The sequence below is a fragment of the Cellulosilyticum sp. ST5 genome, from assembly GCF_046529625.1.
In the GTDB taxonomy this organism is placed as follows: domain Bacteria; phylum Bacillota; class Clostridia; order Lachnospirales; family Cellulosilyticaceae; genus Cellulosilyticum; species Cellulosilyticum lentocellum.
In genome coordinates this window covers 4,615,685-4,640,157 of record NZ_CP132338.1, presented here as the reverse complement: position 1 = coordinate 4,640,157, position 24,473 = coordinate 4,615,685, and the positions used below count along the sequence as shown (strand labels likewise).

The following is a 24,473-nucleotide window of genomic DNA, read 5'->3' as shown; positions in this document are numbered from 1 at the left end:
AATGCTACCTCCTTAGTATAAAATTAAATGCGCTTACTATTATTTTATGTTGTTTTCCTCTGTATTATCCTTCTAAATATCACCCATAAAATGTATTTATTAGAATAGAAAAACTTAGAGCCCTTCTCTTAATTTGAGAATTGCTCTAAGGCTTTTTTAAGTAAGCTATCATTTTCTTTACTGATGCTTCCCTTTTCTATATATTCCACTTTTTCCTGCTCAGTCATAAATACCATTTCATCTGGTTCTATACCTTTATCTGATAGCTGCTTGCCAAACTTGTCATATAATACGCCAGTGGCCACATTAAGCCCACTGCCATCTTCTAAAGCAACTAACTCGCTTACATAAGCTAATCCATAAGTATCTGTTCCCATTTGAATAGCTACATCCTCCATGGCACTTACAAAAGCTTCTGCTCCACCTCTTGTATAACGGTCTGTTAATAACACAACTTTTTGATCATATTTGCCTGATGACATTTCGAAACCCTGTATGTCACTTTTACCATGTTTCAATTTAAAGGCAATCCCTTCATCTAAAAATAAGTCGCACATTTTACTAACTTCGTCAACATTATTGGTATAAAGCTCTCTCACATCAAGTATAATACCCTTTATCTTCTGAGCTTCAAATTCCTTGATTACCTGATCAAGATGCTCACTTGTTCCATTTCTAATACTTTCTAGTTTAATATAGCCAACTTGATTTATCATTTCATATTCTAAATCATCTAATGGAACTAGTGCTGCTGTAAGATTAATTATTTCTTCTTTTTCATCTGCACTTCTTTTTATCTTATATGAAATGGATTGTTCTCCTGTGTAAGCTAGCTTATCAAGTACTTCTTTTTGATTAGCACCCACTACTTCTATACCATCAATAGCTATAATATGATCACCAGCTTTAAGACCGGCTTTGGCAGCTGGTGACTCAGGAATAACATCTGTAATTAAAACAGACCTACCATCAGCTTCCCAAGTCATCATTAAACCTACACCTAAATAGTTACCTTGGCTAGTAGCTTCAGCTTGTTTAAATTCATCTGTTCCAAGATAATATGTAGCTGAATTTTCTAAGCCACTTACATAGCTAGTGTAGATACTATCTGTGATTTCTTCTTCGCTTATTTCATCAATATCATATAAATAGCCACTTGATAAATATTTATTAATCATTTCCAGCTTGCTAGTAGAATAATAGGCGCTACTGCTTTTAGAACTACATCCTACCACTAGTGTAATCATGCCAAGGCTAGCTGTAATAAGAATAACTTTTTTTAATAAATTTGCTGGTTTCAATGTAGTCTCCTTGCCTTATTTATCTCTTTTTATTTATTATTTACCTAACTCTGGCGATTTAATACTCATTAGTTTAAATATGGCCATGGACTTGTATGGCTACCATTGACACGAACTTCAAAGTGACAGTGGTTACCTGTAGAATAGCCAGTGCTACCGATCTTAGCAACAACTTGCCCTTTACTTACTGTCTGTCCCTGACTTACCACTACAGATGAATTATGTCCATATAAGGTTACAATGCCACTACCATGACTAATCATAACAGTATTGCCATATCCATTGATCCAACCTGCTGTAATAACAACGCCATCTCCTGCTGCTACAACATCCTCTCCATAACCAGCTGGAATATCTATTCCTGTATGGAATTCATAATTACCTGAAATAGGACTTGTTCTAGGGTTGTATTCTGAACTAATGCGGTAGTACCCTGGTACTGGCCAAGTAAAGGTACCTCCTGTATATTGAGTTGGTATCTGATTCTTGTTTTTTGCTTCCATTTCTTCTGTAAGCTTTTTAATATCTTCTTCTAGTTGCTCAGATATTTCTTCTAGCTTAGAAATTTCACCTGCTAGTTTACCTTCTTCACTTTCTAACTTATCAATAGCTACTTGTTTTGCAGCTCTAGCTTCTTCTAATTCATTCTTTTTACTAATTTCTTTCTTTTGAAGTAAATCTAAATCAGATTTTTCGGATTCAATTTTTTCTTTTTGAACCTCTATATAATCAATCTGAGCTTGATAGGTATCTAGCAACGTATTATCTTTTTCTGATATACGTCTGATATATTCTAGACGATTAATGGCTTCCCAAAAACTATTAGAAGAAAAAACAACTTGTATATATCCTACTTTTTGATTCTTATACATTTGGACCATACGTGCTTTGGTAGCCTCGTATTGTTCATCTTTTTTAATATTAGCAGCTTCTAGCTCTTTTTCGCTTTCTTCAATCTCAAGCTTTTTCTGTTCTAACTGATCACCTAGTTCTTTAATATTATCTTGTATAGCAACCATTTTCGTATCAACTTCTTTAATCTCCGCTTCAATAGCTGCTCTTTCCTGTTTTCGCTCTTCAAGAAGTTGTTCTTTATCTTTGATATGCTGCTCGGCACTGCTTAGTTGATTCTTCTTATCATTAATAGTATCTGCATAAACAGGAACCAGTAGCAATGTAAATGCTAATAAAATACTAATTTGCTTTTTCATAGTTCCTCCTGATTATACTTTTAAGTGTTTATGTATAGCAAAAGCACTTCCGATAAGACCTATTCCAATACCTAGACTTAAGTACATAGGAATTAAAGAAGTCATAATAGTTGCTGTAGGCATTAATGCAATTTCACCTAATATACCGGTTGCACTTTGAGACATTCCTTGAACCCAATTATAGGCAGATGCTACTGCAAGGATAGCTACTAATGCACCAATAAGTCCTACTAACATCCCTTCAATCAGAAATGGGACACGAATAAAACCATCTGTTGCTCCTACATACTTCATAATATTGATTTCTCTTTTTCGAATATAAACGGTTAGCTTTATCGTATTAGACATAAGTAGAAGACCCACTACTATAAGACATATGATAATAGCATAACACACATAGTTTACAGTATTTCTAATGTTAATAAAGGCTTCTGTTTCATTTTTAAGGTAAACTGCTTCATCAATTCCCTCTAATTCTTGAACCTTTTTAACCAATTCACTTTGATTTTTAATATCTATAGCGGTAATTTCAAAAGAAGCTGGTAAAGGATTATCCTCCTTAAACATAGCAAATAAGCTTGCATCTTCATTTTCTTCGCTAAAGTTCTTTAGTGCATCGTCCTTTGAAATATAGGAAACACCTGCTACGTTAGGCATTGCTTCTATTTTATTTTTAAGACCTAAGATAGCTGTATCACTTAAGCCATCTTCAAGATAAGCTGTAATGCCAAACTTACTTTCTATTTGTTCAATCATATAGTCAATGTTGGTACCAACTGAATAGGACATTCCCAATATAAGCAAACATAGTACAATTGTTCCTGCTGAAGCAAATGCCATTGTCCTGTTTCTCCATAGCCCTACGATACCCTCTTTAAATAAATACTTGAGAGTATTCCACTTCATCGTCATATCCTCCTTCATGCACATCCTTGCTTATTTGTCCATTAGAAATTTCTATCACACGTTTCTTTAAAGTGTTAACTATTTCTCTCTCGTGAGTAGCCATAATAATAGTGACTCCTCTTCGGTTGATATCCTGTAAACAGTTCATAATCTCCCAGGAAGTCGCTGGATCTAAATTACCTGTAGGCTCATCTGCAATTAATATTGGATTATTATTAACAATAGCTCTTGCTAAAGCTGTTCTTTGTTGCTCTCCCCCTGATAATTCATTAGGATAACAGCGTGCTTTTCTTGCAAGGCCTACAAGTCCTAATACGATAGGTACATTTTTTCTAATTTCTCTAGAGGTAGCACCTACAATCTGCATAGCAAAGGCTACATTCTCATAAACAGTTTTATTAGGAAGTAGTCTAAAGTCCTGAAATACCATACCTAGGTCTCTTCGTAAGTAAGGAATCTGTCTTCTCTTTAGTTTAGAAATATCTTTGTTGTTGATAATAATTTTGCCATGATCAGGGTCAATTTCTTTAAAAAGCAGCCTTAAAAAGGTGGATTTACCAGAACCACTGTTTCCAGTGATAAATACAAATTCACCCTTTTCAATTGTTAAGCTGACATTATTAAGTCCAACTGCCCCATTAGAATATACTTTAGATACACCCTGTAATTGAATCATTTACAATCCCCTGTTTCTACATTCTATTTTGACTTTGTCTTTCCATATAGTCCATATATTGACTTACCATAATTGTAATTTTGAAAATAATAGCATCATCAAATTTACGTAAATCAAGTCCTGTTGTTTTTAATAATTTATCTAAACGATAAACTAAGGTATTTCTATGAATATAAAGTTGTCTTGAAGTTTCAGATACATTTAAGCTGTTTTCAAAGAATTTATTAACAGTCATTAATGTTTCTTCATCAAAACTATCTACGCGTTTATCTTTTAATACTTCCTTAATGAAAAGCTTGCATAAAGATAAAGGCAATTGATAGATAATTCTTCCAATACCTAATTTAGAGTAATGTGAAATGTGTCCTTCACAGTTAAAAATCTTACCTACTTCAAGAGCCATATTAGCTTCTTTATAAGAATTAGAGACATCTTTAAGATCACTTACTACAGCACCAACAGCTACATATACTTTGCTCATAGCTTCAGCACTTAAAGTATCATAAATCATCTTAGCATAATTTTCGATTTCTACTGGATTATCAGTATTAACTTCTTTTACTAAAATAATATTTTTTTCATCTACTGCTGTTACAAAATCTTTTGTTTTATCTGGGAAAATGTTTCTTAAGATATCAGACATACTGCTATCTTTTTTCTCTTCACATTCAATTAAATAAACAATACGTTGTACATTATTTTTAATATGAAGTTTTTTAGCCCTTGTATAAATATCCACTAATAATAAGTTATCAAGTAATAGATTTTTAATGAAGTTATCTCTATCAAAACGCTCTTTATAAGCAACTAATAAGCTTTTAATTTGAAAAGCTGCTAGCTTACCTAATTTATACGCTTCATCATCTGCACCACTTACAGAAAGAACATATTCAACTAAGTATTCGTCATAAATCTTAAAATAGTGTGATGCTTGCATTTCTTGGCTATCTGCCTGTGAATTAATAAAAGCTTCTACTTGTGGTACATATTCTCCTGCACTTTTTCCATCTGTAGTTACTACAATTTTAGATTCTGCATCTAATACGCAAAAGTCTCTTCTTGTAATACCCTTGAGGCCATCAATTGTATTTTGTAAAATTTGATTAGATATCATATATTTATCAACTCCCAATTATTAAATAATTTATATTCCCAGTATCTTTAATACTATTCTATCCTATTTAGGTGTAAAAAAAAAGTTATATTTTATTATTTATCCACAAAAACCGTTATTATGCCACCTATTTCTCTTATTAATAAATAAAAGCACTAAGATGTTACATCTTAGTGCTTCTTAAGTCTAAATTAGTTTGTGATTGTTTGTTGGCTTTCTAAGTCAAATACATGAACTTTAGTTACATCAAACGCAATTTTAACTTCATCATCTGGACCAGCTTGGCAAGATGTGTCAAAACGTCCTGTAATGTTGTTACCTTCACAGATCATGTAGAAGTTCTTTTCTGCACCAAGCATTTCTACTACTTCAACTGTAGCTGAAGCAACAATGTAGTCTGCTTTTTGTTCTTCGAAAAGTGTTGATGGTTCTGCGATGTGTTCTGGACGAATACCCATCATAACATCTTTACCTATGTAACCACCTGCAACTACTTTTTCTGCTTTTTCTTTTGGAAGTTTAATTTCTACGCTACCAAATGTAAGCACAACGTCTTCGCCTCTTTTAACAGCTTTAGCTTCGATTAAGTTCATTTGTGGTGAACCAATGAATCCAGCTACGAATAAGTTTTGTGGTTTACTATAAAGATTAGATGGAGAATCTACTTGTTGGATAACACCATCTTTAAGAACTACGATTCTTGTACCAAGTGTCATAGCTTCTACTTGGTCATGAGTAACGTAGATGAATGTTGTTTGTAATCTGTGGTGCATTTTAGAGATTTCTGTTCTCATTTGTACACGAAGTTTAGCATCAAGGTTTGATAAAGGTTCGTCCATAAGGAATACTTTTGGTTCACGAACGATAGCACGACCCATGGCAACACGTTGACGTTGTCCACCTGATAATGCTTTTGGTTTACGATCTAAGCATTGGTCGATATCAAGGATTTTAGCTGCTTCACGTACACGACGGTCGATTTCTTCTTTTGGAGTTTTACGAAGTTTTAAACCGAATGCCATGTTATCATATACAGTCATGTGTGGGTATAAAGCGTAGTTTTGGAATACCATAGCGATGTCACGATCTTTTGGAGCAACATCGTTACAAAGTTTGTCACCAATCCATAATTCTCCTGAAGAAATTTCTTCAAGACCAGCGATCATACGTAATGTAGTAGATTTACCACATCCTGATGGACCTACGAAGATGATGAATTCTTTATCTTCAATATCTAAATTGAAATCTTTAACTGCTACGAAGCCGTTTGAGTAACGTTTTTCGATGTTTTTTAATTTTAAACCTGCCACTTTGATTTCCCCCTTAAGTTTGGATAATTCATATGTCATTGGACTTACTTTACTATACTATACTTTTCTTTAGTTTCGCTATTGACTATTTTTATAAAAACAATTCTAGCATTTTGGCTAATAGTCCCAAATATCCCTCACCTCCTAATTATTAGGAGGTATAAACCTACTTTCACCATGAATATCAACAAATTCACTGGGGTATTCTTTATAAACATTTACATAACAACTGTTATAATCTGTAATTTTAAGTCACATTAACAAAGATTTTTATACATTTTGAGCGTATACTACGTATTTTTACTAAGATTTTCTATAAAATACCACTTCCTTCAAAAATAGTGGTAGTACAAGCATACGTTTAAAACGTGTTGGTTGTTGTAACAATCGATAAAACCATTCTAATCCTAGCTTTTGAAAAGCAAGAGGAGCTCTTTTTACTCTACCTGCCATACCATCTAAGCTTCCACCCACACCTATAGCTACTCTCACATTTGGTAATAATTCCTTATTTTCCTCTATCCACATTTCTTGCTTTGGTGCCCCTAATGCCACTAGTAAAATATTAGCACCTGAAGCATTAATATCCTCTATAATAGCTGGTTCATCTTCTTTTTTAAAATAGCCATCTCTAGTTCCAACAATCTGAATACCAGGATAAGTTTCTCTCATCTTCTGTGCAGCCTCTTCTGCAATCCCTGGCTTACTTCCAAAGAAATAATACTTGTAGCCTTCCTTCACAGCTCTTTTCATTGTATTTTGTACTAAGTCATAACCTGCTACACGTTCTGGAAGTCTTTCTCCCTTTTGGAGCTTTGATGCAATAACAACCCCTATGCCATCTGGTACTACTAAATCTGCTTTTTTTATAACCTCTAAAAACGCTTTGTTTCCTTTGGCTAGCATAACAATCTCCGGATTAGGTGTATATACTGGATGAAGGCCGTCTGACTTCATGAATTCACTTACTTTCTCTACTGCCCCATCCATTGTTATATTCGAAACAGGTACACCTAAAATTTCTATTGTATTCATCATATTCTACCTCCACAACTCTTCATTGTTCATGCTTAATTGTTTATTATTCATCCATCATTATTTACTATTCTTTTTAACACTTCAATCTAATTTTTCATTTTTCTTTTCTAATTCTTCATTATTAATTCTTCATTGCTTTCCTGTTTATATTACTCATATCTTTATAGATATGCAAGTATTATAAACAAATTGGGGATTTTATATATGACATAACATATATAAAATCCCCATTCCATTTTTCTAGCTTATCTCTAGTTTATCTTTAGTAATTTCTTTATACACTCTATTGGCAAATAAAGACGAGATAGGTTAGCTTCATAGCTTATCTTTAATTGCTTCTTTTGCTCTGTTAAATTTTTCTCTAAAACTAATAAGCTTGTTTTAAAGCTTTCTTCCGTCACTTCACTCACATCTAAACAATAAGGTACTCTAGCTTCTTTTAAGAAAGCATCTACCTTAGGATCATAGGATAGACCTAACATAGGTACCTTAGTTGCTGCTGCCATGATTAAACTGTGAAGTCTCATCCCTATAATGAATTCAAATCCTGCTGTGTAAGTAAGAACCTCTTCAATAGAAAGCATCTTATCTATCACCTTTATCTGATTTTCACCCACGATACCTTCATTTCGCATTTCAATAGCAAGGGCAGCTTCTAAAGCTTTAGCAATGTCTAAATCTTGTTCATAGTGCATAGGAATAAGATAAAGCTTATAGCCTTTTTTAATAAATTCAATCAGACCTTCTTTCATAGCTGAAATAAGCTTTTGATTTTGATCTTCATTTTGCCAAGGCCTAATATATATACCTATGGTTTTCTCAGTTGTCTTAACATCATTAGGCAAACTAATACCTACTACAGGGTCAATAGCTACACCTATTGGTTTTTTAACCCCTATTTCTTCTAACAAAGTTTTGGAAGCTGGGTCCCTGACAAAGATACCATCTACCTTATTGACTACCTTTTTAATCAGCCATCTACTAAAGCCTTTATTAACGGGTCCTATCCCCTGAGAATAAAACACTACTTTTTTCTTATAAAATTGTGCCATTTTAACAATCGCTAAATAATAAGGAATGGTTTTACTACTTGTAACATCTTGGAGCAAGCTGCCTCCACCACTAATGAGCAAATCACATGCTTTAATAATCTTAGCTACATTTTTCATATCCCATCGATTAATACTTTCTACCTGATATAAGCATGCAGTTTTCTCTGGATTATTAGATAATACAGTAATTTGTACCTGTGGTATTTCTTTTTTCAGCATAGCTATAATGGAATAAAGTACTGCTTCATCTCCAATATTATCAAAGCCATAGTAACCTGATAATACTATTTTGTTTGTATTTGCCATTTTTTCATCATCCTACTTAATAATTTTAATACCCCTATTAAAATAAGGCCTAAAATAATTCCTAAAATAATACCATATGCACTTCTTAATAACGAAATAAGAATTGGTGTATGAATATGTGCATAAGTATTGACTAAAGAAACTGGTCCTATAGTAGCTAATATAACAAAAGGTATATAAGCTTCTTTGTATCCGTAATATAGTAAACACATTAAAATAGGATAGGCAATTAAAAATTCCTTTGTACGTGGTCTAACGCCAAGCATATTATCTAGTAATTGTCTAAATTGTAACTCTAAATCTGAAGCTGTTCCGCTATTCCCTGTTCTTGTTATATAGATAGCGAGCACACCACCTAGTAAAGCTATAAGAATAAGGGCTCCATAGCTAATCTTTCTATCTAGAACTCCCTTATAATATTTAAAGTCCCATTGATGCTTCTTAAAAATAAGGATTAATAAAACTAATACAATTGGTACTACTGTTGCTACTTTTACACCTGCAAACACATTAATTCCTAATGCAAAATTAGTTCTTGAGAGTGTTCCTATAATAGTAAGTACACCTCCAAATGAAATCGCACCTATTTTAAGGAAGCTTAAAATAGTTTCTTTCATATTTCTAGGTGTTTCTTTTAACCCTTTAACCATAGCATAGGTTGGGAACATAATAGACCCAAAGAGTGCCATAAGCTGGCTAGCTATTACAACATTTAGTTTGAGTAAACCAATATAGCCTATGATTCCTATGATCCCTAAAATATAGCCTACTTTAAGCATACCTAGCTCTGCTAGTAATAATATAAAAATCATAATAGCTGCTAAGCCTGCTAAAATAGCTACAAATACAGGAATAGGTGGTAAATTATAATCTTCTACTGTTCCTGTTAAAGTATAGCCCTTAGAAGTCGTATAGTTTACAAAACTTGATATAGCATCTTGTAAGTAATCAATATCTTCTTCAATATTAACTGTTGTAGGCATCTTGAATAAAAAGGCACGGATATTCCTTTCTCTAAGAGCTAGTTCATAACGCTCCATAAGCTGTGGTACTGTAAAGGTAGAGAGTTGTGTATCACCTATTGTATGAAGCCTAATCACCTTATAGTGTTTACCTTCTTCACTCGTTTTTTTAGCTAATGTATCAAACCCTTTTTGTTTATTACTTGTAAACTCTATAAATCCTAATTGATGATCTTGTATAAGTTTCTGCATTTCTTCATTATCTACACCTGGTACATCTGTATCAGCAAAGTAAATGGTATCTACACCATTGATACGTTCTATTTCCTGTACCACATAGTCAAGTGATTCTGGTGTAATATTAGTCCAGCTTTTAAGCTGAGGAGAAATAGTATAACCTAAGCTTGCTGCAAGATTAAGTGAGTCTACATCAAAGCCTACACCTGTATTAGTCAGTTCATTTGCAAATTCACCAATACTAATAAAATAAACGCCATCTTGCTCTAAATACTCTAATTCAATCCCTTTTGTTGCATAGCTTTCATAAATATTTTCTGCTACTACTTTATCCTCTGTTACAATGTAACGTGATTCTGGTTTAACCCCTTCTACGTCAGGATAATAAAATTTTAATATATAGCCTTCTAAAAGACTTATTTTACCTAAGCCTCTATACGTATAAAGGTCAGCTTCTACTGGGGAGGCTACTGTATTTTCTCTTACAAATAAAGTAGTCACACCTAGCTCTTTAAACCTTAATAATACTTCTTCTAGTGATCTATCTGTTTCAGTAGCGATTCTAAGAACATCGCTATAACGTATGGCTACTTCTACTCCCTTGTAACTTTCTTCAGTTTGAATTCTTCTAACTCCTACAAATGAGCAAGCTATAAGTGAGATGACCATTACGGTATAAATTAGGATTTTAACTTGTTTTTTCATCTTTTCCTCCATTGGCTGTATAAATCATTAGTTTAATATATAGCCACCTCTCACCATTACTGTAAGCTGTTTTGTTGCCATTAAGCCTCTTCCATCTTCTCTTGGAATAAGTAATAAATTGTTTTTAGGTGCTACAGTATCCCCACTTAAATCTTTACCCTCTGTAATATCTTGAACACCACCTACGCTTGAAGCAACTATTTTCCCTTCACCAGCTCTAATAATCATTTCAGAGCCTTGTTTACCAAATATGATTTTTCCTGCTGGTACAACTACAATCTCATAAGTGCTACTTCCGCTTTGTTTTAACTCTGCGATTTCATCTCTTAATGTTAAGATGAGCTGCTCTTGTTCTTTTAATTGGTTAGCTAAAACAGTATTACTAGTACCCCCTGTTATTTGTGAAATTTTTTGGTCTACATAGCTCTTTGTCACTAGTGGGTCTTGTTCTGTTCCTATTAACCCATCAGCTGCGTAAAGTGTTGTTGCCCCTATCATGAGTAAGCCTAGTGTAAGTTTTAATTTTTTATTCATAGTATACCTCCTCTTAGTTAGTAATATTTATTTAAATTTCTCAAAGGTGTAATAAATTTTGTCTCCGTCTATTTTGAACTTAAGGAAAGTACCTTCTTTATAGTTATCAGTAGTAACATTCATACCATGTGTTCTTATGTATCTGATGCCATCTTCTATACGGACTTCGTTTTCACTACCACCAGTAGTAACGACAAATATATTTCTTCCTGTGCTTTCTTTATAGGTCTTCAAATACTCATGTAATGCTTGTCCTTCTAATGCATCATTGAACTGAGTAAGTGGATTTTTGCTCATCACTAAAATAATATGTTTTGCATTGGTCTTATCTAAAGACTGTTTCAAGTAAATCCATGCTTGCTCTTGTGTTGTTCTGAGCCCTCCATTACCTGTTCCTAACATAATCATTTTCGTATTGTTATAATCAATAGCTTCATATGTATTTTTGTAAACATAGTTTGGCGCCCCAAGTGATAGCTCACTATTACTATTAGAAGCTAATAGTACTGCACCTGCTCCCTCTGATAACTGCTTACTTATACTAGCTAATGTATCTTTCCCTAGCATCATGCTAGATACCTTTGTTGGCCCTACTGCATTAATGATGTATTGATTTTGTATAGCTTGTTGCAGTGTAGGTTTATAAAAAGGATCCGCACTAGTATCATTTCTTGTTGCTATCCCTAGCGTGTCTCTAAAACCTCTTGTTATGGAGACGTGATCTATATAAAGTGTAGTTGTTACCTTAGTAGCATTACTATTAGAATAAGTGTATAACTTTGTTACCTTTGCTGGCAAGCTTATTTCCTGTGGCAAAGTGGCACTTACATACTTCCATCCATCAAAATCAAGGCTGTCAGCAAGTTTCAGATAAAAGGTCTTACCCGCTTTATCTACCACTTCTATCTTGGCTACATGTCCTTGTTTTTTTGCCTTTAACCACATATTAATACTTGCTGCATCTTCTGGAATCTGTATAGGATTACTAAATACAGTATAAGCCACTTGTTTATTAGCGCTAGGCATAAAAGTATAGGTCATTTTTAGTGCTTGGTTACCATGGTATTTGTCATCTTTAGAAATTTCTACTTTACCTACAACAGAAGAAGTATCCCCTGCCCAAGTAGCTCCATTAGTTTCAAAGGACTCTAATGGCACAGCTGTGTTACCCACTATAACACCAATTTCCTTGGTTATGCCTTTATAATTAGCTGTAAGTTTCCCAAGTGTATTGGTAGTAGATACTATTGTATTATTAGTGGCTGCTAACTTAGTATTAGAACTTGTCCAACTTACATTTTCTGCTTTAAGTGGAATTTTATATCCCTCTTTGTCTAGTCCATAAACTTGAACTGTCTTTGTGCTATTCTCATTTAATTGTACAAGGCTAGGTTCTATTAGTAAACCTGCTGGAGCGCTACTTACTTTAATTTCCGTTGCTGCTTGAGCACCATTATACTGAGCAATAACCATTAACTTACCTTCACTACTAGGTGTAAAAGTTGCTCCATTAAATTGCCCACTTCCTCCTTCTACAGAAAACTTCACTTTTGAGGTATCTATCGTTACAGGATTACTATTTTCATCAATACCTTTTAATTTTAAGGTAATATTCTCTCCTATAAAGGTTCTGCTGTAAGTAGGTTCTATGTATAAGGTGCTTATCTCTCCAGGCGCCGAGTTACTAAAAACGCCTAAGCCATTAATAACTTTTCTTTGACTACCATCAGATGGATTATTCTGCAACTTAACTTCTTTTTCTCCTAAGTTTCTAGCAACAAAAGTAGTTGAACCACCACCATCTAAATACATGGCATTGTCTACATTATAACGTTGTAGTATTTCTACAAGTTGGTTATGTGTTACCCCTGTGTAGCTACCTTTCCCATCAATTGTAATAAGTAATATTTCATTGCTACCTTTGGTTGTTGCAATAATAGTACGTGCCACTGCTGAATTAGGTGTTACTTTATGTGCTGAACCTGTATACGCCATGCCATTTTTCATAATAATACCGCTACCACCTATACCTAGCTTTAACTCATTAATGGCAGTAATGACATTATCGTCAACATACAAGAACTCTTGAAGATCTACACTTGTTCCTATAGGCATCTTTGTATAGTATTCGTTAGCACTGGTTTCTGGTAATAAAATAACATATCCATTTGTAGGAATGCTTACACTCTCTCCTGCTTTTGCTAAATAAATGACTGTATTATTTTCTACTACAATGGTATAAACACTTTTATGCTTTGTTACAATATTATTAGTTGTTTTGTAATAACTAGAATCTACAATAATCGGTCTAGTAATCGTATTAGGAATATTATTCTTTGTAGCTGCCCCGCCAACAAAGTTCCCATTGGCATTGATACGAATAGATACACCATAATACGCCATAGAAGGCGTATTATTAGTGTCTAAAGTAAAGGTTGCCATACTTTTATTAACACCTAACTCAGAGTAGTTACTATTATAACCATGCTTTAATACACCACCCTCAATATAGGTTCCCAAACTAGGTGTATTACTTGTACTCATATCAAAATAATCCGCATTTACCCCTGCTATGGCTCCTGCATTATTAACCATTTGTAATACGGTTTGCCTTTCTACTCCTGTAGCAGATTCCATAGGCTTTAACGATACATTACTATCATTCAAATCTATTTTTAAAACATTAATATTTCTCCAGCCTTCACTCATCAGAAGCTTATCATTAATATGAACAGCGCCTTTAGTAATGACCTGCTGAGTCCTTTGTTCATGCAGGACACTCCCATATACCGTCGTACTCAAACTTACGCCTGCTAATAGCATAAAACTTATTAATCTCTTTCTTATGCCTTTCATTTTAATCCCCCTTACTGGATATCATTGCCTAATATAATCTGTATATCATAGTTCATATTTTGATTCTGTTTAATAATCGCATTCGGATAATACTTCTTAAATTGATTTGCTTTTTCCACTTCTTTAGCATAAATAACTGTTGTACTTGGTTCTTCTAAAGTAGAATTACCTATTATATTAACGGTATAACCGACTGCTTCTAAATTTTCCTGAGCTGCCGCAGCTGCTCCCCTGATAGCTGTAGCATTTAGAATTTCTATACTTACACTTTTATCTTCTATCACTTTTGATTCTGTACTCGTCTCATCATCATTAAATACGCCTTCAACAAATCCTGGCATAGCCTCCATATCAGGGAAATAATAAGATTTACCGCCTTCATATGCACCTTCACCTGGAATAATATTAAAGCTTAAGTTACTTGAATCCATTGATTTTAAATAAGGTAAATAACTTGGTATATCACTTAATTTAATGTCAGTCGTAACTGTTTTAAAAATAGTATTAATAATGTTTGGCACCTTTGTGATAATACCAGGACTTGTTACTTTTTTAGCAAATGCTTCTAAGAATAGCTGTTGTGTTTTAATACGTCCTACATCGCCTTCTGCGTAACCTTTTCTAAATCTTACAAGACCTTCTGCTGCCTCACCATCTAATAATTGTGGGCCTGGGTCTAAATGTATGTGTAAATCAGCATAATTATCATCATAATGAAGACCATTACCATCAAGTACAGGTACATCTACCTCTACTCCACCAATAGCATCTACAATTTGTTTAAATGCATCAATAGTAATAATGACATAGTTGTCAATCTGGATACCTAACATATTCTCTATTTCATCTATAGTAAATTCTCTAATGTGCTCAATACCTGCATAGCTGGTCATTTCATTAATTTTTGAAACATTAACAGAGTAACCTTTGTATTCTTCCATTCTTTCTTGTTGCTCCTGGGACCACTCAACCTTTGTGTCACGAGGAATAGAAATAACTTTTGATTTACCGGTTTCACTATTGTAATTTAAAACAAAAATAACATCTGTACGGTATCCATCTTCATCTACACCAAATACTGCTAATGTTTTGTTGATAGGGTCTGGTTCTTTATTACTTCCATTGAAAGGATTTCCTTTATATAAAAAGTGATTATAGGCAAAAATAAGCCCTCCTATTACAAGAGCAGCTATAATAAAGGTAATAACCATCACCCTAAAAAAAATTCGACCTAATGCTTTTTTCTGTTTTTTCTTTAATTTTTTCTTCTCACTCATCATTTTCTCCTATGGTGCTTATATATTCTGTCATGCTCAAAAATATTTGTCACAAGATATTCATTCTTACTAGATATGCTTAGCATTTTTCGGTTATTCTATAATATATAGTTTCCCTAAAATCATATTTATAGTATAATTTCTGCTAACACTTCCTATATTGTAGTAAAATATAGCTGAGATGTCTATTATAATACAGTAATTTTATATAAATTTAATATCTGTCATTTGTTTGTTAGATTTAAATTTGAAGAATAACATATATCATATTTTTCATTCAGAAAGGATTATAAAAATGCTTAAAATTGGTTCTCATGTTTCTATTAGTGGTGGCTTAATTGGTGCCGCTAAAGAAGCTTATTCTTATGGTGCAAATACCTTTATGATTTATACTGGTGCACCTCAAAATACAAAACGTTCTCCTATTGAAAATTTAAAAATTAAAGAAGGACGTGCTTTTATGGAGGCTCATGGACTTTCTGACCTAGTAGTACATGCACCTTATATTATTAACTTAGCTTCTTATAAGGATGAAACTTATAAGTTAGCTAAAGAGTGTCTTGCTCTAGAAATTGAACGTACTACAGCCATTGGTTCTAACTACTTAGTACTTCATCCGGGTTCTTTTACAGATAAAACCTATGAATATGGTGCCCAGCGTATCGCTGCTGGTCTTAATGAAGTCCTCACCGAAGAGACTAAGCCTCTTATTTGTTTAGAAACTATGGCTGGAAAAGGAAAGGAAATCGGTCGTTCCTTTGAGGAACTACGTGATATTATTGACCGAGTTGAATTAAAACATAAAATTGGCGTCTGTTTCGATACTTGTCATGTTCACGATAGTGGTTATGATATTATTAATAACTTAGATGAAGTGTTTGCTGAGTTTGATCGTATTATCGGTCTAGATAGGCTTAAAGTATTTCATCTCAATGGCTCTCTTAATCCTTGTGGTGCAAAAAAAGATCGTCATGCTAACTTGGGTGCGTCTGAAGATAATCCAAAGGGGAAAGACTTTATAGGTAAAGCTGCACTCTATCATGTTGTACACCATCCTGTAGCAGTTGGTAAACCTATTATTTTAGAGACACCTTGGTTAGATAAAAAAACAAACCTATATAAAGAAGAAATTGCTTTCTTAAGAGGTGATCAAATTGAACTTTAGTCATGAGCTTGTTCTTGTTACAGGTTCTTCCCGTGGCATTGGCAAGGCTATTGCTTTTGCTTTTGCCGAAAAAGGTGCCACTGTTATTTTAAATGGCGCTACTAATGAAGCACGTTTAAAAGAAACTTATGAATCCTTTTTAAATAAAGGCTTTAAAGTCTATGCTTACTTTGGAGATTTATCAGATTATAACGTAGCTAGTTCTATGATGGATACCATTAAAAGCCATTATGGTAAGCTTCCTTCAATAGTTATCAACAATGCTGGCATTAGTCATGTTGGGTTATTCACAGATACTACTCCTGAAATGTGGAATAAAATTTTGACAACAAACTTAAATTCTGCTTATCACTGTAGTTATCTAACAATTCCTTCAATGCTCCAACGTGAAGGTGGTATTATTATTAATATCTCATCTATCTGGGGGATGGTTGGTGCTTCCTGTGAAGTGGCTTATTCAACTAGTAAAGCCGCTCTTAATGGCTTTACCAAAGCTTTAGCCAAAGAGCTTGGGCCATCTCATATCAGGGTAAATGGTATTGCTTGCGGTTGGATAGATACTGATATGACCAGTTGCTACACTGAAGAGGAAAAATCCGCATTTGTAGATGAAATTCCTTTATGCAAAACAGGTTCACCTCAGGATGTAGCTAATACTTGTTTATATTTAGCTTCTCCTCTAGCTTCTTATGTAACTGGGCAAATCATTACTTTAGATGGTGGATTGCTATAATCAAAACTTTAGATATGCTATTTTCTAGTTACTAAAAATCAACATTTCAATAATATAAAAGAGCTGCTTCTATACTCCTATGAAATACACAGTAATAGATCTGACAAGTTAATTGCTAGACTATATCTTGTATTAAAGAATTATTTAGCGGCTCTTTTATATTATTATGATTTATAATGCAGTACCTACCAAATAGCCTACTAAAATAAATAGGAGATTCCAAATGCTAACTCCTATAAATGAGTATACTATAAAGTCTCTTGCTTGAATCTCAAAAGTCCCAGCTAATAAACTAACTACAGTTCTTACTCCTGGTATGATGCGTCCAATAAGACATACTTTACTTCCATGTTGCTTACTTATCTTCTGCGCCTTCTCTAAAGATTTTCGAATCCCTTTAAACTTGTTGTAAAAGTAATTATAAATCTTTGGTCCTATATAACGTACTACTACATAATAAGTGATATTTCCTAACATACTCCCTAAAATAGTTATCCCTAATATGGTCATAAAACTATGTGTACTATAATGCACAAATAAACCAATGGCTGGTAATAATACAATGGCTGGAATACCTGTCAGATTTAATCCTTCTAAATACATAATAGCTAAAACTAACAATAATCCATATTGATTAAAATATTCTAATATTTCTTGTGATGTAATGATGTCTCCTCCTAGCTGCTAATCGTCCTGTCATCTCTTCTATGCTTATTCCATATTGTAAGCTGTCTTTAAGTTAAGTTTGAAATTTTCGTTTCAAAAAACACTTATTATAAGCATACTAAAATATTGGATGGTTCGCAAGGTAATACTCTACGCTCCGACCTCAAAGGTATATTAAAAGGGGGCCCTTTAGGAGCCCCCTTGTTCTACTGTAGTGCACTAGCTGAATTTTTACCTATTACTATTTTAATATCACTTTCTAAGGAACTATCTTCCACAATAGTTGCATCTTCTAAGTACTCTAAAAATTGGTTTGCTTTTGTTTTATCTTTGGCATAAATAGTACTTTCTTCAATATCACCGTCACTATAGTTATCAATACGCGCTACATTATAGCCCTTTTTCTTTAAAGTATCTTTTAAAGTTCCAGCTAATCCTCTTACTCCTGTAGCATTATAGACTTCTATAGATACATCTTGATCTATAATAATTTCTGTACTATCACTATCTTCTGTAGCTTCAGGACTACTTGTAGGCTCTTCTCCTGCAATCGTCGTATCATAAAAGACATCTTTTACTAAATCATCTAATTGTTCTTGATCAATATAGAAGTAAGATGGCCCTTCATAGCTTGCACCTTCTCCAGGTAACGTATGGAATTCCAAATTGTTTAAATCAAATTCCTTTAGTAAAGATAAATAGCTAAATATTTCTGTTAATGATACATCTGTTTTAACGTAAGTAAATAAGCTAGTAATAATAGATGGCAAGTTATTCATTATAGCAGGACTCATAACTTTCTTAGCAAAAGCTTGTAAGAAGATTTGTTGCGTCTTAATACGTCCCACATCACCCTCTGCATAGCCATATCGGTATCTTACAAGGCCTTCTGCATCCTTACCATATACCGTTTGAAGTCCCGGTTGTAAATCAATATGTAAATCTTGAGAATTATCATTATAGTACATTCTTTGTGGTACGTCTACCTCTACTCCACCAATAGCATCTACAATCTTATTAAAAGCTTCTATATTAACAATAACGTAATTATCAATAGGGACAGTTAAAATGTTTTCAATTTCGTTAATAGTAATGTCTCTAATATTACCTGGATTATTCTTAATATCTGCATAAGCAGACATTTCGTTAAGTTTACTTATGTCCCATTCATAGCCAACTAACTGCTTTAACTTACTGCGTTGCCTCTCTGTCCATATAACCTTTGTATCACGTGGAATATTGATGACTTTTACCTTATTAGTTATACTATTAAAATTAACTACAATAATAACATCTGTACGTGTTTCATCTTTATCCACACCAAACACAGCGACTGTTTTATTTATTTCACCGCGTCCTTTTCTATCGTCTTCTTTTTGCTGTTCTTCTTCACTCAATTCCTCATTTTGAAAAGTAGTGGCAGGCTTTTGTAAAATAATCTTATTATAAGCAATAACAACACCTATGATAGCTACCAAGCATACTGCCAAGGTGATACCTGCTGATATTCCAAATGTCTTTAAGAGCTTCTTTTGCTGCTGCTTAGTAAGCCCTTTCTTATTCTGATCCATAAAAAATAATCCCCCTAAGTATACATATGCCCTATTTACTTATCATTATAATATATTTAGTTTGATAAAATAAACGATGTATACATTTGTAATTAAATTGTAATGTGGAATGTTAGAACTTTATGTAAAAAAAGCCAATCCATTGGATTGGCTTTTGTATAGTCCAAATTTGGACATTTTCCCAATTAACGTTTTGAGAATTGAGGTGCACGTCTCGCTGCTTTGAGACCGTATTTTTTTCTTTCTTTCATTCTTGGATCTCTTGTTAAGAAACCTGCTTTTTTAAGAGCTGGACGGAAATCAGCGTCAGCTTGAAGTAATGCACGGCTAATTCCGTGACGGATTGCTCCAGCTTGTCCTGTTGTTCCACCACCATATACGTTTACAAGTACATCAAATTTGCTTAATGTATCTGTTAATGTTAATGGTTGACGAGTGATAACTTTTAAAGTTTCTAAACCGAAGTATTCTTCGATATCTCTTTTATTGATTGTAATTTTACCTGTTCCAGGTACAAGGTATACTCTAGCTACTGAGCTTTTACGTCTACCTGTTCCGTAATATCTAACTGCTGCCATTTAATTTTCCTCCTCCCGAGTGATTAGAATTTTAACTCTACTGGTTTTTGTGCTTCATGGTTATGCTCTGTTCCAGCATATACACGAAGGTTAGTAAGCATTTTTCTTCCTAAGCTGTTTTTTGGAAGCATCCCTTTAACAGCGTTCATGATAACTCTTTCAGGATGAGTATCCATCATTTCACGAGCTGTAGTTTCTTTTAAACCACCAGCGTATCCTGTATGTCTTCTATATAATTTTTGATCTAATTTTTTACCTGTAAATACTACTTTTTCTGCGTTAATAACGATTACGTGATCTCCACAATCTACGTGTGGTGTGTAAGTTGGTTTGTTTTTACCTCTTAATACTGATGCGATTTGGCTAGAAAGTCTACCTACTGTTTGACCTTCTGCGTCAATAACATACCATTGTTTTTCAACGTTTTGCGCGTTTGCCATGTATGTTGTTCTCATTGAATATACCTCCTTTGGATCTTATAAAACTAGGTTAATTTCTATTTGTCATATAAAATCCGGGGCTATTGGATTTTATAAGTGGTCTCATTAACACAAACTATATTATATTATTTACAAAATAAACTGTCAAGCTTTTTCCTGTGGATTATTTTTACTATTTCTACATATTTTTTTGTTTTAAAAGCACTAAATAGACCTAAGTTCATATTTAGATTATCATGCCTTTCTACTTACTGTTAATAAACTTGTAGACTTCTACTCTTTTTTCAAAATACTATTACGTCTCTGTGGATAACTTATAGCAATTAAGAGTTAAGAATTAATAATGAAGAATTGTGTATTTTTCCTCATTGTTTATCATTAATCTTTCGTTTTTCACTGTTTATCTCTAATTCTTATTTATAATTCTTAGTTCCTCATCTTTGTTTTTAATTCTTTATTCTTTATTCTTCATTATTCATTGTACACTATATTAAGCATGGTTAATCCTTGAGGTGGTACTGTTGGGCCTGCTAGTTCACGATTCTTCGATTCTATAATTGTTTTTATACTGTCTTTAGTAATCTTATTTTCATTAACATCTAACAGTGTACCAATAATAATTCTTACCATATTATATAAAAATCCATTTCCACAAACATCAATAGAAACAAGGTCTCCTTCTTTCTTAATATCTATAGAATAAATAATACGTACAGTATCTTTAACTGTACTTCCTGCTGCACAAAAACATGCGAAATCATGCTCTCCTATCATCTCATTAGCAGCCTCTTGCATACGCTCTACATCTAATTCATATGGATATAAAAGTGCATACTTATATAAAAATGGATCTCTTATTTTTGCATTTAAAATCTGATAACGATAAGTTTTTCTTTTAGCTCCAAAACGTGGATGAAAATCTTCACTTACTTCTTCTACCGATTTTACTGAAATATCGGCTGGTAACTGACTATTAATAGCTTTAGCTAATCTATCTGCTGGTATTTTCGTATCTGAATCAAATACGCAGCATTGAGCAAAGGCATGTACCCCTCTATCTGTTCTTCCTGCTCCTAGTGTACGTACTTCATGCTGCACAATTTTAGCAATAGCAACATCTAAAGTCCCTTGAATCGTAGTGGCATTTGGCTGCTTTGCAAATCCATTATAGTTAGTCCCATCATATGCCACGATTAATTTAAATCTCTTCATCCCTCATATTTCCTCCTATGATACACAATTCTTTACTATTTATAGCTACATAATTGGAATTACAACAAAGAATAATTTATAATAAAATACACCCTATTATAAACGCTGTTGCAAATAAAAATGCTATTAAATCCTTCTTTGTGTACTTCAAGCTATTTAATCTTGTTCTACCTACGCCGCCTCTATAGCAACGTGCTTCCATAGCCATAGCTAATTCATCTGCACGTCTAAATGCTGAAATGAATAGGGGTACCATAATAGGCACCATTGCCTTAGCTCTCTGCACGATATTGCCACTTTCAAAATCAGCACCTCTAGCTGTTTGTGCTTTCATTATTTTATCCGTTTCTTCTAATAAGATAGGGATAAAGCGAAGAGAAATACTCATCATCATGGCTATCTCATGTGCAGGCACTCCAATCCTTCTAAAAGGATTTAATAGATTCTCTATGCCATCAGTTAGCTCAATAGGTGATGTTGTCAAAGTCAAAAGAGATGAACCTACAATTAATAATACTAGCCTAATTCCCATTTTAGCTGCTAATACTAATCCATCATCAGTAATTCTAAAAATCCACCACTTAAATATTTCATTACCTGTAGAAGTAAAAAACATATTGAGTATCACTGTAAATAATAAAATAAACATAATACTCTTTAACCCTTTTAGCATATATTTAAGTGGTACCTTACTTACTCTAACAGCGCCGTAAAAACATAATGCAACAAAAGCATATCCAATAAAGTAATTAATAAAAAACAATCCTATAATATAGGCAAAGGTAATAAGGATTTTTGTTCTTGGATCTAATTTATGAACGGGAGAACCTGAAGGATAATATTGTCCTATAGTAATGTCTCTAATCATGTTGTTCTCCTTTCTCCTTTAAATACGCTATAATTTTAGCTGCTGCCTCTTCTACTGTTAATACATCGGTATCTATATCCATTCCTTTTTGTTTTAAGTCTTCCATAATGTATTTAATCTGAGGCATAGCAAGTCCAATCTTTTCTAGCTCCTTACCATGAGCAAAAACCTCTCTTGGTGAACCTGTATAAGCAATTCTTCCCTTATAAAGTACAAATAACTTTTCTACGTACTTCGCCACATCCTCCATACTATGTGAAATAAGTACAATGGTAAGCCCTAGTTCCTGGTGCATCTTTTTTAACTGTGCGAATAATTCATTTCTACCTTTTGGATCTAATCCTGCTGTAGGCTCATCTAAGATAAGTATTTCTGGGTTCATTGCTAAGACACCAGCAATAGCCACTCTTCTTTTTTGTCCTCCAGAAAGCTCAAAAGGCGACTTTTCATAATAAGATTCATCTAGACCAACTGCATCTAACCCAAATTTCACTTGCTTGTCTATTTCTTCTTTAGTTAACCCCATATTCTTTGGTCCAAAAGCTACATCATCTTTCACCGTCATCTCAAAAAGCTGATACTCAGGGTATTGAAAAACCAAACCTACCTTTTGTCTCATTTCTTTTTTATTAATCTTCTCGCCATGGATGTTCTGCTGATTAACATAGACCTCACCTTTTGTTGGTTTTAAAAGTCCGTTAAACATTTGAATAAGAGTGCTTTTGCCTGAGCCAGTATGGCCTATAATACCTACAAACTCACCTTTTTCTATACTCATATTAATATCTTCTAATGCTACCTTTTGAAAAGGCGTTCCTTCATTATATATATGTGTTAAATGATCTATCTTAATTGACATATTGCGTCTGTCACCTCTTCTACTGTTAGTAAATCTATAGGTAAATCAAATCCTTCTTGATTTAATAAGTATACGAGATAAGTTGTATCTGGCACATCTAAACCTATATCTTTGATCCTTTTTACTTCTTTAAAAACTTCTTTTGGAGTTCCTTCTAAAACAACTTTTCCCTTATCCATTACTATAATACGGTCTGCAAGTATTGCTTCTTGCATATAGTGGGTAATATGAATAATTGTAATCCCATATTCTTTGTTTAATTTTTGCATGGTACTCATAACTTGTCTTCTACCAATAGGATCAAGCATAGCGGTAGATTCATCAAATACAATGCATTTAGGCTTCATAGCTATAACACCTGCTATTGCTATACGCTGTTTTTGCCCCCCTGAAAGTTGATTAGGTGAACCTTTTTTGTAATCGCTCATCCCAACCGTCTCTAAAGCATCATCTACACGTTTTCTAATTTCGCTTGGTTCTATTCCCAAATTCTCTGGACCGAACGCTACATCTTCTTCTATAATGGTAGCTACAATTTGATTATCGGGGTTTTGAAATACCATTCCAACTTGTTTTCGAATATCCCACGTATTCTTTTTATCTGTAGCATCGATACCACTAACTATTAAAGTTCCTTCTTTAGGCGTTAAAATACTATTTAAATGCTTAGCAAAGGTAGATTTACCTGAGCCATTATGACCAAGAATGACTAGGAATTCTCCCTCTTTTACATCTACACTAATGTGATTTAACGCTGTTACGGTATCTTTTACTTGTCCATCATCATCATAATTATAATACTCAAAAACAAGGTTTTTAGCTTCAATAATGTTCTGCATAGTTACACCTCTTAATTATATATACTTATTAATACTTAAATTAAATCATCCAAGCAC

22 protein-coding genes are annotated in these 24,473 nt (G+C 33.5%); 2 read left to right on the top strand and 20 right to left on the bottom strand.

The features are described from left to right. Positions 1–128 precede the first annotated feature (128 nt). From QTL86_RS22195 to QTL86_RS22140, 12 genes are all read right to left on the bottom strand, one after another. Entirely contained in the window at positions 129–1,301 is a 1,173-nt protein-coding gene (locus QTL86_RS22195; protein ID WP_410496056.1) for a S41 family peptidase, read from the bottom strand. Between the two features lie 68 nt (positions 1,302–1,369). After that, positions 1,370–2,512 (bottom strand): murein hydrolase activator EnvC family protein, encoded by a 1,143-nt coding sequence (locus tag QTL86_RS22190; protein WP_013658455.1) that lies wholly within the window; start codon positions 2,510–2,512, stop codon positions 1,370–1,372. Between the two features lie 12 nt (positions 2,513–2,524). Then, positions 2,525–3,418, bottom strand: a complete 894-nt coding sequence (ftsX, locus tag QTL86_RS22185; RefSeq protein WP_410496055.1) for a permease-like cell division protein FtsX — start codon at positions 3,416–3,418, stop codon at positions 2,525–2,527. Further along, positions 3,387–4,094, bottom strand: coding sequence for a cell division ATP-binding protein FtsE (gene ftsE / locus QTL86_RS22180; RefSeq protein WP_013658457.1), 708 nt, complete (start codon positions 4,092–4,094; stop codon positions 3,387–3,389). Before ftsE ends, ftsX begins: the two co-directional genes overlap by 32 nt. 16 nt (positions 4,095–4,110) lie before the next feature. Then, entirely contained in the window at positions 4,111–5,208 is a 1,098-nt protein-coding gene (locus tag QTL86_RS22175) for a PucR family transcriptional regulator (RefSeq protein ID WP_013658458.1), read from the bottom strand. Between the two features lie 191 nt (positions 5,209–5,399). Further along, positions 5,400–6,518, bottom strand: coding sequence for an ABC transporter ATP-binding protein (locus QTL86_RS22170; protein WP_041713080.1), 1,119 nt, complete (start codon positions 6,516–6,518; stop codon positions 5,400–5,402). Between the two features lie 303 nt (positions 6,519–6,821). Beyond that, positions 6,822–7,553 (bottom strand): WecB/TagA/CpsF family glycosyltransferase, encoded by a 732-nt coding sequence (locus QTL86_RS22165; protein WP_410496054.1) that lies wholly within the window; start codon positions 7,551–7,553, stop codon positions 6,822–6,824. A 254-nt stretch (positions 7,554–7,807) separates the two neighbouring features. Beyond that, positions 7,808–8,914 (bottom strand): polysaccharide pyruvyl transferase CsaB, encoded by a 1,107-nt coding sequence (gene csaB / locus QTL86_RS22160; protein WP_410496053.1) that lies wholly within the window; start codon positions 8,912–8,914, stop codon positions 7,808–7,810. Continuing rightward, positions 8,893–10,818, bottom strand: coding sequence for a DUF5693 family protein (locus QTL86_RS22155; RefSeq protein WP_410496052.1), 1,926 nt, complete (start codon positions 10,816–10,818; stop codon positions 8,893–8,895). The genes csaB and QTL86_RS22155 overlap by 22 nt, the downstream gene beginning before the upstream one ends. Before the next feature lie 27 nt (positions 10,819–10,845). After that, positions 10,846–11,352, bottom strand: a complete 507-nt coding sequence (locus tag QTL86_RS22150; protein WP_410496051.1) for a hypothetical protein — start codon at positions 11,350–11,352, stop codon at positions 10,846–10,848. A gap of 27 nt (positions 11,353–11,379) precedes the next feature. Further along, complete coding sequence (locus tag QTL86_RS22145) at positions 11,380–14,208, bottom strand: phosphodiester glycosidase family protein (RefSeq protein WP_410496050.1); 2,829 nt, start codon at positions 14,206–14,208, stop codon at positions 11,380–11,382. Between the two features lie 11 nt (positions 14,209–14,219). Further along, positions 14,220–15,485 (bottom strand): LCP family protein, encoded by a 1,266-nt coding sequence (locus QTL86_RS22140; protein ID WP_013658465.1) that lies wholly within the window; start codon positions 15,483–15,485, stop codon positions 14,220–14,222. A gap of 295 nt (positions 15,486–15,780) precedes the next feature. Here QTL86_RS22140 and QTL86_RS22135 point away from each other — a divergent pair, with 295 nt between their 5' ends. Together QTL86_RS22135 and ymfI are read left to right on the top strand one after the other, a co-directional pair. Then, on the top strand, positions 15,781–16,650 hold the full coding sequence (locus QTL86_RS22135; protein WP_410496049.1) for a deoxyribonuclease IV: 870 nt from the start codon (positions 15,781–15,783) through the stop codon (positions 16,648–16,650). Then, the gene (gene ymfI, locus QTL86_RS22130) at positions 16,640–17,383 is read left to right on the top strand and encodes an elongation factor P 5-aminopentanone reductase (RefSeq protein ID WP_013658467.1); all 744 of its coding nucleotides are present in this window, start codon (positions 16,640–16,642) and stop codon (positions 17,381–17,383) included. Before QTL86_RS22135 ends, ymfI begins: the two co-directional genes overlap by 11 nt. A gap of 171 nt (positions 17,384–17,554) precedes the next feature. On the opposite strand, the gene QTL86_RS22125 is transcribed toward ymfI, so the two are convergent. From QTL86_RS22125 to QTL86_RS22090, 8 genes are all read right to left on the bottom strand, one after another. Continuing rightward, the gene (locus QTL86_RS22125) at positions 17,555–18,004 is read right to left on the bottom strand and encodes a DedA family protein (RefSeq protein WP_410496048.1); all 450 of its coding nucleotides are present in this window, start codon (positions 18,002–18,004) and stop codon (positions 17,555–17,557) included. Between the two features lie 251 nt (positions 18,005–18,255). Beyond that, a complete protein-coding gene (locus tag QTL86_RS22120; protein WP_410496047.1) occupies positions 18,256–19,620 on the bottom strand; it encodes an LCP family protein in 1,365 nt (454 codons plus the stop codon). A 185-nt stretch (positions 19,621–19,805) separates the two neighbouring features. Further along, the gene (rpsI, locus tag QTL86_RS22115; RefSeq protein ID WP_013658470.1) at positions 19,806–20,198 is read right to left on the bottom strand and encodes a 30S ribosomal protein S9; all 393 of its coding nucleotides are present in this window, start codon (positions 20,196–20,198) and stop codon (positions 19,806–19,808) included. A gap of 23 nt (positions 20,199–20,221) precedes the next feature. After that, entirely contained in the window at positions 20,222–20,653 is a 432-nt protein-coding gene (rplM, locus tag QTL86_RS22110; RefSeq protein WP_410496046.1) for a 50S ribosomal protein L13, read from the bottom strand. 456 nt (positions 20,654–21,109) lie between these two features. Continuing rightward, positions 21,110–21,850 (bottom strand): tRNA pseudouridine(38-40) synthase TruA, encoded by a 741-nt coding sequence (gene truA / locus QTL86_RS22105; protein ID WP_410496045.1) that lies wholly within the window; start codon positions 21,848–21,850, stop codon positions 21,110–21,112. Between the two features lie 76 nt (positions 21,851–21,926). Beyond that, positions 21,927–22,718, bottom strand: a complete 792-nt coding sequence (locus tag QTL86_RS22100; protein ID WP_127067835.1) for an energy-coupling factor transporter transmembrane component T family protein — start codon at positions 22,716–22,718, stop codon at positions 21,927–21,929. After that, positions 22,711–23,577, bottom strand: a complete 867-nt coding sequence (locus QTL86_RS22095) for an energy-coupling factor transporter ATPase (RefSeq protein WP_410496044.1) — start codon at positions 23,575–23,577, stop codon at positions 22,711–22,713. Before QTL86_RS22095 ends, QTL86_RS22100 begins: the two co-directional genes overlap by 8 nt. After that, a complete protein-coding gene (locus tag QTL86_RS22090) occupies positions 23,562–24,416 on the bottom strand; it encodes an energy-coupling factor transporter ATPase (RefSeq protein WP_410496043.1) in 855 nt (284 codons plus the stop codon). Before QTL86_RS22090 ends, QTL86_RS22095 begins: the two co-directional genes overlap by 16 nt. Positions 24,417–24,473: the final 57 nt, after the last annotated feature.

Bases quoted from the DNA above. Each gene is read 5' to 3' on its own strand.
- QTL86_RS22190 (WP_013658455.1), bottom strand. From the start codon at position 2,512: ATGAAAAAGCAAATTAGTATTTTATTAGCATTTACATTGCTACTGGTT.
- ftsE (WP_013658457.1), bottom strand. From the start codon at position 4,094: ATGATTCAATTACAGGGTGTATCTAAAGTATATTCTAATGGGGCAGTT.
- QTL86_RS22140 (WP_013658465.1), bottom strand. From the start codon at position 15,485: ATGAGTGAGAAGAAAAAATTAAAGAAAAAACAGAAAAAAGCATTAGGT.
- QTL86_RS22135 (WP_410496049.1), top strand. From the start codon at position 15,781: ATGCTTAAAATTGGTTCTCATGTTTCTATTAGTGGTGGCTTAATTGGT.
- QTL86_RS22165 (WP_410496054.1), bottom strand. From the start codon at position 7,553: ATGAATACAATAGAAATTTTAGGTGTACCTGTTTCGAATATAACAATG.
- QTL86_RS22150 (WP_410496051.1), bottom strand. From the start codon at position 11,352: ATGAATAAAAAATTAAAACTTACACTAGGCTTACTCATGATAGGGGCA.
- QTL86_RS22090 (WP_410496043.1), bottom strand. From the start codon at position 24,416: ATGCAGAACATTATTGAAGCTAAAAACCTTGTTTTTGAGTATTATAAT.
- rpsI (WP_013658470.1), bottom strand. From the start codon at position 20,198: ATGGCAGCAGTTAGATATTACGGAACAGGTAGACGTAAAAGCTCAGTA.
- truA (WP_410496045.1), bottom strand. From the start codon at position 21,850: ATGAAGAGATTTAAATTAATCGTGGCATATGATGGGACTAACTATAAT.
- QTL86_RS22095 (WP_410496044.1), bottom strand. From the start codon at position 23,577: ATGTCAATTAAGATAGATCATTTAACACATATATATAATGAAGGAACG.
- QTL86_RS22155 (WP_410496052.1), bottom strand. From the start codon at position 10,818: ATGAAAAAACAAGTTAAAATCCTAATTTATACCGTAATGGTCATCTCA.
- csaB (WP_410496053.1), bottom strand. From the start codon at position 8,914: ATGGCAAATACAAACAAAATAGTATTATCAGGTTACTATGGCTTTGAT.
- QTL86_RS22120 (WP_410496047.1), bottom strand. From the start codon at position 19,620: ATGGATCAGAATAAGAAAGGGCTTACTAAGCAGCAGCAAAAGAAGCTC.
- QTL86_RS22175 (WP_013658458.1), bottom strand. From the start codon at position 5,208: ATGATATCTAATCAAATTTTACAAAATACAATTGATGGCCTCAAGGGT.
- QTL86_RS22145 (WP_410496050.1), bottom strand. From the start codon at position 14,208: ATGAAAGGCATAAGAAAGAGATTAATAAGTTTTATGCTATTAGCAGGC.
- rplM (WP_410496046.1), bottom strand. From the start codon at position 20,653: ATGAGAACAACATACATGGCAAACGCGCAAAACGTTGAAAAACAATGG.
- QTL86_RS22100 (WP_127067835.1), bottom strand. From the start codon at position 22,718: ATGATTAGAGACATTACTATAGGACAATATTATCCTTCAGGTTCTCCC.
- ftsX (WP_410496055.1), bottom strand. From the start codon at position 3,418: ATGAAGTGGAATACTCTCAAGTATTTATTTAAAGAGGGTATCGTAGGG.